General features: G+C 69.6%; 12 protein-coding genes. All 12 read left to right on the top strand.

Annotated elements, in window-relative coordinates; all coding sequences use genetic code 11:
• Nucleotides 1-33: 33 nt before the first annotated feature.
• The 12 genes from pta (at nt 34) to DXT68_RS12700 (ending at nt 16652) form a co-directional block, all read left to right on the top strand.
• Entirely contained in the window at nt 34-2157 is a 2124-nt protein-coding gene (gene pta, locus DXT68_RS12755; RefSeq protein WP_045254263.1) for a phosphate acetyltransferase, read from the top strand.
• Entirely contained in the window at nt 2154-3374 is a 1221-nt protein-coding gene (locus DXT68_RS12750) for an acetate/propionate family kinase (RefSeq protein WP_045254264.1), read from the top strand. The genes pta and DXT68_RS12750 overlap by 4 nt, the downstream gene beginning before the upstream one ends.
• Nucleotides 3375-3477: 103 nt before the next feature.
• Complete coding sequence (locus DXT68_RS12745) at nt 3478-4272, top strand: HAD-IA family hydrolase (protein ID WP_045254265.1); 795 nt, start codon at nt 3478-3480, stop codon at nt 4270-4272.
• On the top strand, nt 4269-6770 hold the full coding sequence (locus DXT68_RS12740) for a glycoside hydrolase family 65 protein (protein ID WP_045254266.1): 2502 nt from the start codon (nt 4269-4271) through the stop codon (nt 6768-6770). Before DXT68_RS12745 ends, DXT68_RS12740 begins: the two co-directional genes overlap by 4 nt.
• 98 nt (nt 6771-6868) lie before the next feature.
• Nucleotides 6869-9292: a DNA polymerase III subunit gamma and tau gene (locus tag DXT68_RS12735; protein ID WP_174233212.1), complete on the top strand. Its 2424-nt coding sequence runs from the start codon at nt 6869-6871 to the stop codon at nt 9290-9292.
• Nucleotides 9292-9885 carry a recombination mediator RecR gene (gene recR, locus DXT68_RS12730; RefSeq protein ID WP_045254268.1) on the top strand — a complete coding sequence of 198 codons (594 nt, stop codon included), beginning with the start codon at nt 9292-9294 and terminating at the stop codon, nt 9883-9885. The genes DXT68_RS12735 and recR overlap by 1 nt, the downstream gene beginning before the upstream one ends.
• A complete protein-coding gene (locus DXT68_RS12725) occupies nt 9882-10835 on the top strand; it encodes a DMT family transporter (RefSeq protein ID WP_052677731.1) in 954 nt (317 codons plus the stop codon). The genes recR and DXT68_RS12725 overlap by 4 nt, the downstream gene beginning before the upstream one ends.
• Nucleotides 10836-10941: 106 nt before the next feature.
• A complete protein-coding gene (locus tag DXT68_RS12720) occupies nt 10942-12225 on the top strand; it encodes an aspartate kinase (RefSeq protein ID WP_045254350.1) in 1284 nt (427 codons plus the stop codon).
• Nucleotides 12226-12382: 157 nt separating this feature from the next.
• Nucleotides 12383-13453, top strand: a complete 1071-nt coding sequence (locus DXT68_RS12715) for an aspartate-semialdehyde dehydrogenase (protein WP_045254269.1) — start codon at nt 12383-12385, stop codon at nt 13451-13453.
• A gap of 83 nt (nt 13454-13536) precedes the next feature.
• Entirely contained in the window at nt 13537-15009 is a 1473-nt protein-coding gene (locus DXT68_RS12710) for a malate:quinone oxidoreductase (protein WP_045254351.1), read from the top strand.
• Between the two features lie 7 nt (nt 15010-15016).
• Entirely contained in the window at nt 15017-15646 is a 630-nt protein-coding gene (locus DXT68_RS12705; protein WP_045254270.1) for a thymidine kinase, read from the top strand.
• A 247-nt stretch (nt 15647-15893) separates the two neighbouring features.
• Complete coding sequence (locus tag DXT68_RS12700; RefSeq protein WP_045254271.1) at nt 15894-16652, top strand: FadR/GntR family transcriptional regulator; 759 nt, start codon at nt 15894-15896, stop codon at nt 16650-16652.
• Nucleotides 16653-16657 lie beyond the last annotated feature (5 nt).

The following is a 16657-nucleotide window of genomic DNA, read 5'->3' as shown; positions in this document are numbered from 1 at the left end:
CCGGCCATAGCAGTGTGCGCCTAAGGTGGGACTGTGGCGCAGAGCATCTACATCACCTCCGCTGAAGGTCATACCGGCAAGTCCACCATCGCCCTCGGCGTGCTCGATGCGCTCATGCGCGTCACACCGCGGGTCGGGGTCTTCCGCCCGATCGCTCGTTCCGTGACGGAACGCGACGACGTGCTGGAGCTCCTGCTCGCGCACGACGGCGTGCAGCTCGACTACGAGGACTGCATCGGCGTCACCTACGACGACGTCCGCGATGATCCGGATCGTGCGCTGTCGAGCATCGTCGCCCGCTTCAAGGCGGTCGAGGCCCAGTGCGATGCGGTCGTGATCATCGGCAGTGACTACACCGACGTGGCCAGCCCCGCCGAGCTCGGATACAACGCCAGGATCGCCGCGAACCTCGCGGCCCCCGTCCTGCTCGTGCTGAGCGGTCGCGACCAGCGGCGTCAGGCCGAGCAGCTCGGGACAACGACCGCCCGCACCCCGGCGGCGGTGGGGCAGATCGCCGCGCTCGCGCTCTCCGAGCTCGATGTCGAGCGCGCCGAGCTCTTCGCGGTCGCCGTGAATCGGGCCGACCCCGACGCTCTCGAGGCGATCGAGCAGGCCGTCGCGGCGGTGCGGCCCGAGAAGACCACCCCTGTCTGGGCGATCCCGGAGGACCGCGCGCTCGTGGCGCCGTCGATCGACGGCATCCTGACGGCCGTCGACGGTCGTCTCATCAAGGGCGACCCCGACCGGCTGGCTCGCGAGGCGCTGACGATCGTCGTCGCGGGGATGTCGATGGTCAACGTGCTTCCGCGGCTGACCGAGGAGTCCGTCGTCGTGATCCCGGCCGATCGCACCGAGGTGCTGCTGGCGACGCTGCTCGCCGACGCCTCGGGGACGTTCCCGCGCGTCGCCGGAATCATCCTGAACGGACCGTTCCCGCTGCCCGAGCCGATCGTGCAGCTGCTCGACGGCTTCACCTCGACCGTGCCGATCATCGCGACCGACCTGGGCACCTACGACACCGCGGTGCGGGTGATGGGAGCGCGGGGGCGGATCTCACCCGAGTCGCGTGGCCGCTACGACCGCGCTCTCGGGCTCTTCCAGACGCACGTCGACATCACCGAGCTCACCACGCAGCTCGGGCTCGCGGAGTCTCGGGTCGTGACGCCGCTGATGTTCGAGTACGGCCTCATCGAGCGGGCGAGGGCCGACAGACGGCGGATCGTGCTGCCCGAGGGCGACGACGATCGGATCCTCCGCGCCGCGGCGACGCTGCTGGCACGCGAGGTGGCCGACCTCACGATCCTCGGCGAGGAGTCGGCCGTGCGGGCTCGCGCGATCGAGCTCGGAGTCGACATCTCGGGTGCGCAGGTGATCAGCCCCACCGACCCCGAGCTCGTGGAGCGGTTCGCGACCGAGTACGCCAGGCTCCGTGCGCACAAGGGCACCACCCTGGCGCAGGCCGCCGACACGGTCACCGACGTGTCGTACTTCGGCACGATGATGGTGCACCTCGGTCTCGCCGACGGCATGGTCTCGGGTGCGGCGCACACCACGGCGCACACGATCCGGCCGTCGTTCGAGATCATCAAGACGAAGCCGGGCGTCACCGTCGTCTCGAGCGTCTTCCTCATGGCGCTCGCCGACCGCGTGCTCGTCTACGGCGACTGCGCCGTCATCCCCGATCCGACCAGCGAGCAGCTCGCCGACATCGCGATCTCGTCGGCGGCCACCGCGCAGCAGTTCGGGATCGAGCCGCGCATCGCGATGCTGTCGTACTCGACGGGCGAGTCGGGCTCCGGTGCCGACGTCGACAAGGTGCGCGCCGCCACGGCGCTCGTGCACGAGCGCGCTCCCGAGCTGCTCGTCGAGGGCCCCATCCAGTACGACGCGGCCGCGGACGCCGCCGTCGCGAAGGCGAAGCTGCCGGACTCCGCCGTCGCCGGCCGCGCCACCGTCTTCGTGTTCCCCGACCTCAACACGGGCAACAACACCTACAAGGCCGTGCAGCGCTCGGCCGGCGCCGTGGCCATCGGGCCGGTGCTGCAGGGACTCAACAAGCCCATCAACGACCTCTCGCGGGGCGCGCTGGTCGACGACATCGTGAACACCGTGGCGATCACGGCGATCCAGGCGCAGGCCGAAGGAGCGACGGCATGAGCGCCATCCTGGTGATCAACAGCGGCTCCTCGTCGTTGAAGTACAGCCTCATCGACATCGACGACGAGAGCGAGCTCGCGGCCGGTCTGATCGAGCGCATCGGTCAGGAGGCCAGTGCGATCCGGCACACCGTGCGACCCGCCGCCGGTGCAGGGGCCGCGACGACGATGCTCGACGCGACGTACGACTCCGAGCAGCAGCTCGCCGATCACGATGCCGCCTTCGCGGTGATGCTGGAGCAGTTCGCCGCGCACGGCCCGCTGCTCGACGAGCATCCGCCGGTCGCCGTCGGCCACCGCGTCGTGCACGGCGGCGCGAGGTTCTACGCGCCCACCCTCGTCACCCCGAACATCGAGGAGCAGATCGAAGAGCTCGCGGTCCTCGCCCCGCTGCACAACCCGGCGAACCTGGCCGGGATCGTCGCGGCGAAGGCCGTGTTCTCCGACGTGCCGCACGTCGCGGTCTTCGACACCGCGTTCCACCAGACGCTCCCGCCGCCCGCGTACACCTATGCGATCGACGCGGAGCTCGCCGCCGCGCATCGGGTGCGACGCTACGGATTCCATGGGACCAGCCACCAGTTCGTGAGCGAATCGGCCGCCGCCTTCCTCGGCCGTGACCTCGGCACGCTCCGCCAGCTCGTCTTCCACCTCGGGAACGGCGCCTCGGTCACGGCGATCGACGGCGGGCGGTCGGTCGAGACGTCGATGGGGCTGACCCCGCTCGAGGGCCTGGTCATGGGCACGCGCTCGGGCGACCTCGACCCCGCGGCTCTCGTGCACCTCTCTCGTCGCGCCGGGTATTCGATCGACGACCTCGATGCGCTGCTCAACAAGCGCAGCGGTCTGCAGGGGCTCGCGGGGCGCAGCGACATGCGCGACATCCTCGCCGGCCGCGAGAGCGGCGACCCCGCGGCGACGCTGGCGTTCGACGTCTACATCCACCGCCTGCGCGCCTACGCCGGCGCCTACATCGCCCAGCTCGGCGGCGTCGACGTGATCTCGTTCACGGCGGGCGTCGGCGAGAACGCCGCGGCCGTCCGCGCCGAGGCGATGGCCACCCTCGGATTCGCGGGGGTCGTGATCGACGCCGGCCGCAACGCGGCGCGTGAGCGCGGCATCCGTCGGATCTCCGCCGACACCTCCGAGGTGGCGGTGCTGGTCGTTCCGACGAACGAGGAGCTGGAGATCGCCAGGCAGACCTCGCGCCTGCTCTGATCCATCCGACCCCGGGGGTGTGCGGCGGTGCTGCGCCGCACTACGCTTGCACAGTGGCACGGAGAGGTGCCGGTACCCCCTCATCCGCCCCCCGGAGGCTCCTGTGCCTGAAGCCCTGCCCGATCTGCTCCGCGCCGACGGCGTCCTGTTCGACCTCGACGGAGTGCTGACTCCCACCGCCGAGGTGCACATGCGCGCCTGGAAGGCGGTGTTCGACGACGTTTTCGAGCGCTGGTCGCTGACGCCCGCGTACTCCGACGCCGACTACTTCGACTATGTCGACGGCAAGAAGCGCTATGACGGGGTGGCGAGCCTGATGCGCAGCCGCAACGTCGAGATCCCCTGGGGTGCGGTCGACGACCCGCCCGAGGCCGAGACCATCTGCGGCATCGGCAACCGCAAGAACGCGGCCTTCGCCGCGTCACTGCGCGCCGAGGGCATCGCTCCGTTCCCCGGTTCGCTCGCGCTCGTCGAGAAGCTCGCCGCCGCAGGCGTGCCGCTGGGCGTCGTCTCGAGCTCGAAGAACGCCGAGGAGGTACTGGCCGCTGCCGGCATCCGCTCGTTCTTCCGCATCGTCGTCGACGGCGTCGTGGCCGAACGCGACGACCTCGCCTCCAAGCCCGCCGCCGACATGTTCCGCGCCGGCGCGGTCGCGCTGGGCGTCGATCCGGCGCGCAGCATCGCCGTCGAGGACGCGACCTCGGGCGCGGCGTCCGCCGCTGCCGCCGGGTTCGCCGACGTCGTGGGCGTCGACCGCGGCGCAGGGGCCGAGGCTCTGCGCGCCGCAGGGGCGACCGTCGTGGTCGAGGACCTCGACGCGTTCCTCGTCGATCCCCCGCACGAACCCGCACAGACCGCACACCAGGCTGACACTTCCGGCACTGAGGAGACCGCATGATCGCCCGCGACCGCTTCCCCGTCGACCCCTGGCGGCTCATCGAGACGCGTTACTCCGAAGACGGTGTGGGCGAGACCCTCTTCGGCGTCGGGAACGGCTACCTCGGGCTCCGCGGCAACCACATCGAAGGACGCGGAGCGCACGAGCACGGAACCTTCATCAACGGTCTCCACGAGACCTGGCCGATCCGCCACGCCGAGCAGGCCTACGGCTTCGCCGAGGTCGGCCAGACGATCGTCAACGCGCCGGATGCCAAGGTCATGCGCGTCTACGTCGACGATGAGCCGATCTCGTTCGACGAGGCGGACGTGCGCGAGTACCGGCGCACGCTCGACATGCGCACCGGCGTGCTCGAGCGCGTCGTGGTCTGGGAGACGCCCTCCGGAAAGCGCGTGCGGATGCGCGACGAGCGCATCGTCAGCTTCGAGGAGCGCCACCTGGCGGTGCTGCGCCTCGAGGTCGTCGTCGAGAACGCCGACGCGCCGGTCACCGTCAGCTGCCAGATGATCAACCGTCAGGATGGGGCCGGCGTGTACGCGGGCACCCCGAACGAGGCGAAGAGCGGGTTCGACCCGCGCAAGTCCGAGAAGATCGCCGAGCGCGTGCTCGAGCCGTCGGAGTACTGGCAGGACGGCCTGCGCTCGGCGCTGTCGTACTCGGTGGCAGCCTCGGGGATGACCGTCGCGGTCGTCGCCGACCACATCATCGAGACCGAGAACGACTACACCTCGCGCGCCCTCATCGAGGCGGACATCTCGAAGAACGTGTTCCGCGTGCAGGCCAAGGCCGGCGTGCCGATCACGGTCACCAAGCTCGTGAGCTATCACACGTCCCGCGGCGTCCCCCCGCGCGAGCTCGTCGACCGGTGCCGTCGATCGCTCGACCGGGTCGCGTTCGAGGGCGTGCAGGCGCAGTTCGACCGACAGGCCGAATGGCTGGCGGCCTTCTGGGAGCGAAGCGACGTGCAGATCGGCGGGCACGACGACATCCAGCAGGCGACCCGGTGGTGCCTGCTGCAGCTCGCGCAGGCTTCCGCGCGCGCCGACGGCACCGGTGTGCCGGCCAAGGGCGTCTCGGGGTCGGGGTACAGCGGGCACTACTTCTGGGACACCGAGATCTACGTCCTCCCGTTCCTCACATACACGTCGCCGCAATGGGCCAGGAACGCCCTGCGCGCCAGGGCGCTCATGCTCCCGGCCGCGCGCCGCAGGGCCTCGCAGCTGAACGAGGCCGGCGCGCTGTTCCCCTGGCGCACCATCAACGGCGAAGAGGCGTCGGCCTACTATGCCGCGGGCACCGCGCAGTACCACATCAACGCCGATGTCAGCTTCGCGCTGGGCAAGTACGTCCGCGCCACCGGCGACGAGGACTTCCTGCGCCGCGAGGGCATCGACATCGCGATCGAGACCGCGCGACTGTGGGCGACGCTCGGCTTCTGGCGCACGTCGCGCCTCGTGGCCGACACGAGCGAAGACAGCGTCGAGACCTTCCACATCCACGGTGTCACGGGTCCCGACGAGTACACGACCGTCGTGAACGACAACCTCTACACGAACGTCATGGCCCGCTACAACCTGCGCTACGCGGCGCGGGTCGTGCGGGAGGCGCGCGAGGCGAACGGCGAGGAGTTCGCCAGGGTCGTCGAGCGCACCGGCCTGGCCGAGGGCGAGGCGGAGGGATGGGAGCGCGCCGCGGATGCGATGTTCATCCCGTTCAGCGAGACGCTCGGCATCCACCCGCAGGACTCGCTCTTCCTCGAGCGCGAGGTCTGGGATCTCGCGCACACGCCGCCGGAGCAGCGGCCTCTGCTGCTGCACTTCCACCCCCTGGTCATCTACCGGTTCCAGGTGCTGAAGCAGGCGGATGTCGTGCTGGCGCTCTTCCTGCAGGGCAATCACTTCACGCCCGAGGAGAAGAAGGCGGACTTCGACTACTACGACCCGCTGACCACGGGCGACTCGACGCTGTCGGCGGTCGTGCAGTCGATCCTCGCCGCGGAGGTCGGCTACCAGGACCTCGCTCTGCAGTACTTCCGGCAGTCTCTCTTCGTCGACCTGCACGACCTGCACCACAACGCGGCGGACGGCGTGCATGTCGCCTCCGCAGGAGGCGTGTGGACGGCGCTCGTGTGCGGCTTCGGCGGCATGCGCGACTACGCGGGCGAACTCAGCTTCGATCCGCGCCTTCCCGCCGACTGGCCGTCGCTGTCGTATCCGCTGCAGTGGCAGGGCTCGACGCTGCAGATCACTCTGACCACGGACGAGCTGCGCGTGCACGTGGGCTCCGGGGGACCGGTCTCGTTCACGGTGCGCGAGGTCGCCTACACCGCGACCTCCGACGAGGACGTCGTCGTGCCGCTGGCCGACCAGGGGCCGCGCATCGAGGGACGCCCGTCGCTGCGTCAGTTCGCGGACGCGATGCGCGACGACGGCACCCTGATCTCGGCATCCGTGCCGGTGATCACGACCGTCATCCCGGTGATCGAGCCGATCGACTGACCTCGCCGATCGGGGGTCGCGGTGACGTCGGTCGCGCCGCGGCCCCGATCGGCGGGCGGGCCTGCCTGAACGTCCGTGGCACGCCGTAGGCTGGTGTGGTGACCACAGCCCTCTACCGCCGCTACCGCCCCGAGTCGTTCGGCGAGATGATCGGGCAGTCCCAGGTGACCGAACCGCTGATGACCGCCCTGCGAGGCGACAGGGTCGGCCACGCGTATCTGTTCTCCGGGCCGCGCGGATGCGGCAAGACGACCTCCGCTCGCATCCTCGCCCGCTGCCTGAACTGCGCCGAAGGCCCCACCGACACCCCCTGCGGCACCTGCCCGAGCTGCGTCGAGCTGTCGCGCGCGGGCGGAGGGTCGCTCGACGTGGTCGAGATCGACGCGGCCAGCCACAACGGTGTCGACGACGCCCGTGATCTGCGCGAGCGGGCGACCTTCGCCCCCAGCCGCGATCGCTACAAGATCTTCATCCTCGACGAGGCGCACATGGTGACGCCGCAGGGATTCAACGCGCTGCTGAAGCTCGTCGAAGAGCCGCCTGAGCACGTCAAGTTCATCTTCGCGACCACCGAGCCCGAGAAGGTGCTCGGCACGATCCGCTCGCGCACGCACCACTACCCCTTCCGGCTGGTGCCCCCGGCGGCGATGCTCGAGTACGTCGAGAAGCTCTGCACCGAAGAAGGCGTCGTCGCCGAGCGCGGCGTGCTGCCGCTGGTGGTCCGCGCCGGAGGAGGGTCTCCGCGAGACACTCTGTCTCTGCTCGACCAGCTGATCGCCGGCTCCGATTCCCCTGCCGGTTCCGAGACCGTCACCGTGGCGTACGAGCGGGCTGTCGCACTGCTCGGATACACCCACGCGGCGCTGCTCGACGAGATCGTCGACGCTCTGGCCGCCGCCGACGCCGCTGCCGCCTTCCCGGCGATCGACCGCGTCGTGCAGACGGGGCAGGACCCGCGTCGCTTCGTCGATGATCTGCTCGAGCGACTCCGCGACCTCATCGTGATCGCGGCGGTCGGGGCCGGCGCTTCCTCGGTGCTGCGCGGCCTCGCCGAAGACGAACTCACGCGCATGCGTGCGCAGTCCGAGTCCTTCGGCTCCGCACGGCTGTCGCGCACCGCCGACGTGGTCAGCGCGGCTCTCGACGACATGTCCGGCGCGACGTCACCCCGACTCCACCTCGAACTGATGGTCGCGCGCGTGCTCGCTGCGGGCGCGGCCGCAGCCGTCGCGGCGCCGACAGCCCCGACCTCGGGGGTCTCGAGCGCACCGGCACGACAGATGCCGTCCGTGGCGGAACAGGCGAAGCCCTCCGTGACCGAGCAGGCGGAGCCCTCCGTGGCCGAGCAGGCGGAGCCCTCCGTGGCCGAGCAGGCGGAGCCCTCCGTGGCCGAACCGGCGAAACCCGCTGCGGAGATGGCTGCCGTGGCCGAGAAGCCGGCGCCCGTGGTCGCCTCCTCTGCAGGAACAGAGCCGGCACGCGCCACCACTCCAGAGCCCGCCGCGACCGACGCCGGCGTCGCACTAGCGTCCGCTCCCGCTGCGTCCGTCCCCGCCGAGACCACTGCGGCACCGGCCGGTCCGGTGAGCTTCGAGGACCTCACCGCGGCCTGGCCCGCGATCCTCAAGCGGCTCGAAGACGTCAGCCGCACCTCGTGGCTCCTGGCCACCGCCGTGCAGCCGCTGGCCTTCGTCGCCGAGACCGAAGTGCTCACGCTCGGCTTCGCCAGTCAGCACGATGTCGCCAAGTTCAAGGGCACGACACCGGGATCCGGGCCCTCCGACCACCTGCGGAGCGCGATCGAACAGCAGCTCGGGGTGCGCGTCAAGTATCTGCCTGCGCCGATGCCCGCCAGCGGTGCCCCCCGTCAGTCCGCGACTCCCGCCGCCGGCCGCCCGAGTGCCGACGCTCCTGCATCGGAGCCTGCGTCAGCGCGCCCACCGCGCGCTCAGACATCGGCCGCCTCGACGGGCCCTGTGACGGAGTGGGCGGTGGCCGCCATTCCGGCATCCGTCGATGCTGTTCCTGCCGCGCCCGCCGCGCGGACATCGGCGGCGGTGGCCGCTCCGGCCACGCCCGCAGATGAGGCTGCGCCCGCAGATCACATCCCGTCCGACGCACCGGCCGCTCCGGCGGCACCCGCGGCGGACGCCGCGGCCCCCACGATCGGCGATTCGAGGCCGGGCGACGAACCGCCCTACCCGGTCGACGATGAGCCGCCGTACTTCGACGATGAGCCGCCGTACGATCCGTCGTACGAGCCCGCGCCAGGCGCGCCGTCCCCGGCGCGGGCGCAGGACTCCGCGCCGGCATCTCCGCGGTCGGCGACCACATCCGACGCTCCCGTGCAGGTCGCGGGGTCGCCGGTGCGCACGGTCGCGGCGGCCGCACCAGCCCCGGTCATCACCGAACGCGCTCCCGGCGGGGGAGTCCAGCGCTACGGTGAGGCCGTGATCCGCCAGGTGCTCGGCGCGACATTCGTGCGCGAAGAGCCCTACGAGCCCCCGACGAGGTTTTCCTGATGTATGACGGAATCGTTCAGGAACTGATCGACGAGTTCGGCCGGCTCCCCGGAATCGGCCCCAAGTCGGCGCAGCGCATCGCCTTCCATATCCTGCAGACGCCGACCTTCGACGTCGCGCGACTCTCCGAGCTGCTGGTCGAGATCCGTGTGCGCGTCCGCTTCTGTGAGATCTGCGGCAACGTCGCGGAGCAGGAGCGGTGCACGATCTGTCGCGATCCTCGTCGCAACCCGACACTGATCTGCGTCGTCGAAGACGCGAAGGACGTCGCCGCCATCGAGCGCACGCGCGAGTTCCGCGGTCTGTACCACGTGCTCGGCGGCGCGATCAGTCCGATCGCGGGCATCGGCCCCGACGATCTGCGTATCGCACAGCTCATGACGCGTCTCGCCGACGGCACGGTGCAGGAGGTCATCCTGGCCACGAACCCCAACCTCGAGGGCGAGGCGACGGCCAGCTACCTCAGCCGTCTGCTCACCACGATGGAGATCACCGTGTCGCGCCTCGCCTCCGGACTCCCCGTCGGAGGCGACCTCGAGTACGCCGACGAGGTCACCCTCGGTCGTGCGTTCGAGGGACGGCGCGTGCTGTGACCCCGCAGGGCGGGTTCACCCGCCGCGGCTGGCTGCTCTTCGCAGCGATGTCCCTGCTGTGGGGAGTGCCCTACCTCTTCATCAGCATCGCGGTCGAGTCGCTCTCACCCCCGGCGATCGTCGCGGGGCGTACACTCCTCGCCGCGCTGATCCTGCTGCCGTTCGCGCTGCGCGGGGGCGCCTTGCGCGCGGCGCTCAGGCGCTGGCCGTGGGTCCTCCTGTTCGGTGCCGTCGAGATGGCCGGGCCGTTCGTGCTGCTGGGCCACGCCGAGATGACCCTGCCCTCGGGGATGACCGGGCTGCTCGTGGCCACGGTGCCGCTGTTCGCCGCCCTCATCGCTCTCGGCGGGGGAGATCGCGGTGTGCTCCGGCCTTCCCGCGCGATCGGCCTGCTCGTGGGCTTCGTCGGCGTGGCGGTCGTCGTCGCAGGGCCCGGGCTCTTCGGCGGACGCGTCAGCCTGCTCGCCGCCGGTGAGGTGCTTCTCGTGGCGGTGCTCTACGCCATCGCGCCGTTCATCATCGCGCGCAAGCTCGATGACGTACCCTCCCTCGGCACCATCACCCTGTCGCTGCTCATGATCGGGGTGATCTACCTGCCGATCGGAATCCTCACCCAGCATCGGATCCCGACACTGCCCTCGCTCGCGGCGCTCGTCGCGCTGGCCGTCGTCTGCACGGCTGTCGCCTTCCTGGCCTTCTTCGCGCTCATCCGCGAGGTGGGTCCCGTGCGGGCCCCGCTGTTCACCTACGTCAACCCGGTGGTCGCGATCCTGCTGGGGGCGCTCGTGCTGGCCGAACCGCTGACGCCAGGACTGCTGGTCGGGTTCCCCCTCATCATCGCCGGATGCTGGCTCGCGGCGACCGGCGGTCGCCTGCGTGCATCGAAAGCGGTGCCGCCGGTATCCGTCGCTCCCGGTCTCACCCCCGCTCCGCTCCCGCCCGCTCCCTGATCCGACGGCTCCCGATTCGGTCGCGCCCGTCACATGCGCGGTGGGGCATGCACGCCGATCGTAGAATGGGCGTGGGCGGATCCGCCCGACATCCCCGGGAGTGAACGTGGCCCTCATCGTGCAGAAGTACGGCGGCTCATCCGTCGCCGACGCAGAGAGCATCAAGCGCGTCGCCAAGCGCATCGTCGACACGCGTCGTGCAGGGCACGACGTCGTCGTCGCGGTGAGCGCGATGGGCGACACCACCGACGAGCTTCTCGACCTCGCGAACGAGGTGGCCCCGATCCCGGCGCCGCGCGAACTCGACATGCTGCTCTCCAGCGGTGAGCGGATCTCGATGGCGCTGCTGGCGATGGCGATCCACTCCATGGGCTTCGAAGCGCGCTCCTTCACGGGCAGCCAGGCGGGCATGATCACCGACTCGCAGCACGGGGCGGCCCGCATCGTCGACGTCACCCCGGTGCGACTGCGCGAAGCGCTCGACGAAGGCGCGATCGTGATCGTCGCGGGCTTCCAGGGATTCAACCGCGACACGCGGGACATCACCACGCTCGGCCGCGGCGGCTCCGACACGACCGCCGTCGCTCTCGCCGCGGCGCTCTCCGCCGACGTCTGCGAGATCTACAGCGATGTCGACGGCATCTTCACGGCCGACCCCCGGGTCATCCCGAAGGCGCAGAAGCTCGACCACATCGGCAGCGAGGAGATGCTCGAGCTCGCGGCCAACGGCGCCAAGGTGCTCTACATCCGCGCCGTCGAGTACGCACGCCGTCACGGCGTCCTGATCCACGCCCGGTCGACGTTCTCGTCGTCCGAGGGCACATACGTTCTGGGCGAGGGCATGAAGAACCCTCGCGAAGCCGAGGGAGCAGCACCCATGGAAGAACCGATCGTCGCCGGCGTCGCCACCGATTTCGGCCAGGCCAAGATCACCGTCTCGGGTGTGCCCGACGTTCCGGGCAAGGCGGCCGAGATCTTCAAGATCGTGGCCAAGTCGGGCGCCAACGTCGACATGATCGTGCAGAACGTGTCGGCCACCGGACGCACGGACATCTCCTTCACGGTGCCGAAGGCGGATTCGGCGGGGGCGCTCAAGGCTCTCGCCGGAGAGCAGACCGAGGTCGGATTCCAGAACCTCGTGCACGACGACCAGATCGGCAAGCTGTCGGTCGTCGGTGCGGGCATGCGCACGCACTCGGGTGTCTCGGCTGTCCTGTTCGAGGCGCTTTCCGCGGGCGGCATCAACATCGAGATGATCTCGACGTCGGAGATCCGCATCTCGGTGGTGCTGCGCGACACCGATCTCGCCGAGGCGGCGCGCACCGTGCACACCGCGTACGGACTCGACGGCGACTCCGAGGCGACCGTCCACGCCGGCACCGGCCGCTGACCCGCGCCGGCGCCGATCGCTGACCCGCCCGGTCGTCGACCATCGGGCGGCGCGGTAGACTCACCGAAACCCTGACATCGGCGCCAGGCGCGGCATCCGCACCCCGACGTCGCGCCGGAAGCCTCGACTGCTGCACTGCACGACGCCAAGGAACATCATGACCCGCATCTCCGACTCAGGACTCTCCGTCGCCATCGTGGGCGCCACCGGCCAGGTGGGCACCGTGATGCGCGAGATTCTCGCCGAGCGGTCCTTCCCGATCCGCGAGCTGCGTCTGTTCTCCTCGTCACGCTCCGCGGGCACCGCCATCGAGTTCGGCGGCGCGACGATCATCGTCGAAGACGTCGAGACCGCCGATGCCGCGGGCATCGACATCGCCCTCTTCTCGGCGGGTGCGACCGCCAGCCGCGCGTACGCCCCGCGGTTCGCCGAGGCCGGAGCTGTCGTCGTCGACAACTCCAGCGCCTGGCGCAACGACCCCGAGGTGCCGCTGGTGGTCAGCGAGGTCAACCCGCACGCGATCGACGAGCGCCCGCGCGGCATCATCGCCAACCCGAACTGCACGACCATGGCCGCGATGCCCGTGCTCAAGGCCCTGCACGCCGAGGCCGGTCTCGAGCGGCTCATCGTCTCGACGTATCAGGCGGTCTCCGGATCGGGCCTCGCCGGAGCCCAGGAGCTGCTCGGACAGGTCGAGGGCGTGCTCGCCCAGGGCGACACTCTGCGCCTCGTGCACGACGGGTCGTCGATCGACTTCCCCGAGCCCGAGAAGTACGTCGCCCCGATCGCCTTCGACGTGATCCCCTTCGCGGGCAACCTCGTCGACGACGGTCAGAACGAGACGGATGAGGAGAAGAAGCTCCGCAACGAGAGCCGCAAGATCCTCGAGCTCCCTGACCTCCGTGTCGCGGGCACCTGTGTGCGCGTCCCGGTCTTCACCGGGCATTCGCTGTCGATCAACGTCGAGTTCGCCCGCGACATCACGCCGCAGCGCGCCGCCGAGGTGCTCTCCGCCGCTCCCGGCGTCGTCGTCGACGAGGTGCCGACGCCTCTGCAGGCCGCGGGCAAGGACCCGAGCTTCGTCGGACGCATCCGTGCCGATCAGTCGGCCCCCGAGAACAAGGGGCTCGTGCTGTTCATCAGCAACGACAACCTGCGCAAGGGCGCGGCGCTCAACGCTGTGCAGATCGCCGAGATCCTCGCCGAGCGCCTGACGGTCATAGCCTGACGGCATCTCCGCCATGCGGATCCGGTCTCATCGGACCGGTCCGTATGGTCTGCCGTGCCTCGACCTCGAACTAGACTGTCGTGGTGACCGAAACCGTCGATGTCGTCTTGATCGGTGGTGGCATCATGAGCGCCACCCTGGGTACCCTCCTGCACGAGCTGCAGCCTGAGTGGAAGATCGTCGCGTTCGAGCGACTCTCCGACGTGGCGCAGGAGTCGTCCAATCCCTGGAACAACGCGGGCACGGGGCATGCGGCCCTGTGCGAGCTGAACTACATGCCCCAGCAGAAGGGCGCGCCGCTCGACCCGGCGAAGGCCGTCTCGATCAACGAGCAGTTCCAGCAGAGTCGCCAGTTCTGGTCGTCGCTCGTCGAGCGAGGCGTGCTCGATGAGCCGTCGACGTTCATCAATGCGACCCCGCACATGACGTTCGTGCGCGGTGAGAAGGACGTCAAGTACCTCAAGGACCGCTACGAGGTTCTGAAGAAGCAGCCGCTGTTCGAGGGCATCGAATACAGCGAGGACTCCCGCGTCATCAACAAGTGGGCTCCGCTGCTCATGCAGAAGCGTCGCAAGGGCGAGCCCTTCGCCGCGACGCGCGTGCCCGCCGGCACCGATGTCGACTTCGGCGCGCTGACGCATCAGCTCTTCGATCACCTCACGCACTCCGGTGTGGCCCTGCGGACCAATCACGAGGTCAAGAGCCTGAAGAAGCAGAAGGACGGCACCTGGCTCATCAACTACCGCACGACCATCGGACGCACGCCGAATCAGATCAAGGCGCGGTTCGTGTTCGTGGGTGCGGGCGGCTGGGCGCTCAAGCTCCTGCAGCGCTCGGGCATCCCCGAGATCAAGGGCTACGGCGTCTTCCCGATCGGTGGCCAGTTCCTCAAGACCTCGAACCCGAAGGTCGTGGCCCAGCACAAGGCGAAGGTCTACTCGCAGGCATCTGTCGGCGCACCGCCCATGTCGGTGCCGCACCTGGACACCCGCGTGGTCGACGGCGAAGCGTCGCTGATGTTCGGGCCGTTCGCCACGTTCAGCCCCAAGTTCCTGAAGAACGGGTCGATGCTCGACATCGTGTCGCAGGTGCGCCCGCACAATCTCATCCCGATGCTGCAGGTCGCGGTCAAGAATCCGGACCTCATCACGTATCTGGTCGGCGAGCTGCTGAAGAACCACTCCAAGAAGGTCGACAGCCTCCGCACGTTCATGCCGACGGCAGAAGACGAGGACTGGACCCTCATCGATGCAGGGCAGCGCGCGCAGGTCATGAAGAAGGATCCCAAGAAGGGCGGGATCCTGCAGTTCGGCACCGAGGTCGTGGCTGCGGCCGACGGGTCGATCGCCGGCCTGCTCGGTGCGTCTCCCGGGGCATCCACCGCCGTGCCGATCATGCTCGACCTGCTCAAGAGGTGCTTCCCCGAGGAGTACCCCGGATGGGAATCCGAGCTGCGCGCACTCATCCCCACCTTCGGCGAGCAGCTGAACAAGGATGCGGCGCTGGCCGAGAAGTCCATCGCCACCACGGCGGCCACGCTCGGCATCAACGAGTAGCGCGCCGGTGGCGAAGCTCTACTTCCGCTACGGGGCGATGAACTCGGGCAAGTCCACTTCGCTGCTCCAGGCCGCGTACAACTACGAGGAGCGCGGACAGCACGTGCTGCTCGCGAAACCCGCGGTCGACACGAAGGGTGCCTCCGAGATCGCGAGCCGCCTGGGCGTGACTCGTGAGGTCGACTACCTGATCGCCCCCGATGCCGACGTCCGCGTGCTCTTCGACGCCCACCGCGAGCGGGTGCGGGAGGAATCGGGGGCCGACGTCGCGTGTCTGCTCATCGACGAGGCGCAGTTCCTCACGGGCGAGCAGGTCGACGATCTGTTCCGCATCGCGATCGAGGAGCGCATCCCGGTCATCGCCTACGGCATCCGCAACGACTTCCTCACGCACGCGTTCCCCGGATCCGCGCGGTTGCTCGCGATCGCGCACTCTCTGGAGGAGCTGAAGACGATCTGCCGCTGCGGCCGCAAGGCCGTGTTCAACGGTCGCGTCATCGGCGGACGCTTCGTGTTCGACGGCGATCAGGTCGCGATAGACGAGGGTGCCGGCGGATCTGCCGCCCCCGAAGTGACCACATACGAGTCGCTGTGCGGGGCCTGCTACCTCGAGGAGTCCGGCGGGCGCCTGGGCTGAGCCTGCCCGCGTGGCTGAGCTCTGGGCTCCGCCGCGCCTGCCTGAGTTTCCGGCAGCGTCGATGGCTGTTCGCTTTTCAGTATGAATCGTGGTCGAGCCGTGTACGCGGCGGCGTTGAACGCGTGCACGAAGGCCGTGCTGAGTTGCGAACCGTGATTGCGTGGTCTGACCACACGCGCTACTGTGGTCAGACCACACTGAGAGCGCCGACGAACGGCGCCGCGGATGCGAACGACGAGGAGAGCGGATGCCGGAGCAGCCCGCCCGCGCCTGGCGCGTCGTGCTCGAGCACGTGGAGCGTGACCTGCTCGACGGCCGTCTCGGCCCCGGTGACCGACTCGCGTCCGAGCGCGACCTCTCCGCCGACCTCGGTGTCGGGCGCTCCAGCGTGCGCGAAGCCCTGCGTGTGCTCGAGGTCATGGGCCTCATCCGCACCTCGACCGGCTCCGGCCCGCAGTCGGGAGCCATCGTCATCGCGACCCCGACGGGTGGCATGTCCACGCTGCTGCGCCTCCAGGTCGCCGCTCAGGGGTTCCCGCTCGTCGATGTCGTGCAGACCCGTCTGGTGCTCGAGAGCGCCGTCGTCGCCGCACTGTCCGAGCAGGACGCTCCCGACCTCGACGCCGCGCATCGCGTGCTCGACGCGATGGATGCCGAGGAACTGACCCCCGCAGAGTTCCTGGCGCTCGATGCGCAGTTGCACCTCGCCCTCGCGGAGTCGAGCGGCAACACCGTCGTCGCCGCGATCATGGCGGGGCTGCGCACCGCGATCGAGTCGTACGTGCAGCAGGGGGCGGCCGCCATCGTCGACTGGGAGGCGATGGCCGCTGTGCTCCGTGCCGAGCATCGCGCGATCATCGACGCCATCACCGTGGGCGATGCGCTGGCTGCGCAGTCGAGGGTACGCGCGCATATCACCGGCTACTACACCGCAGCGGGCCTCACCCGCACCACCGACACCGCTCACACCACTCACACCACTCACACCACCGACACCACCGACTGAGAGAA

The sequence above is a fragment of the Microbacterium foliorum genome, from assembly GCF_003367705.1.
GTDB lineage: Bacteria > Actinomycetota > Actinomycetes > Actinomycetales > Microbacteriaceae > Microbacterium > Microbacterium foliorum.
Note: the sequence above shows the minus strand (reverse complement) of the source record. Positions and strands in the feature narration are given on the sequence as shown.

Coding starts and splice junctions, on each gene's coding strand:
- DXT68_RS12750 (WP_045254264.1), top strand. CDS start 2,154: ATGAGCGCCATCCTGGTGATCAACAGCGGCTCCTCGTCGTTGAAGTAC.
- DXT68_RS12700 (WP_045254271.1), top strand. CDS start 15,894: ATGCCGGAGCAGCCCGCCCGCGCCTGGCGCGTCGTGCTCGAGCACGTG.
- DXT68_RS12740 (WP_045254266.1), top strand. CDS start 4,269: ATGATCGCCCGCGACCGCTTCCCCGTCGACCCCTGGCGGCTCATCGAG.
- recR (WP_045254268.1), top strand. CDS start 9,292: ATGTATGACGGAATCGTTCAGGAACTGATCGACGAGTTCGGCCGGCTC.
- DXT68_RS12715 (WP_045254269.1), top strand. CDS start 12,383: ATGACCCGCATCTCCGACTCAGGACTCTCCGTCGCCATCGTGGGCGCC.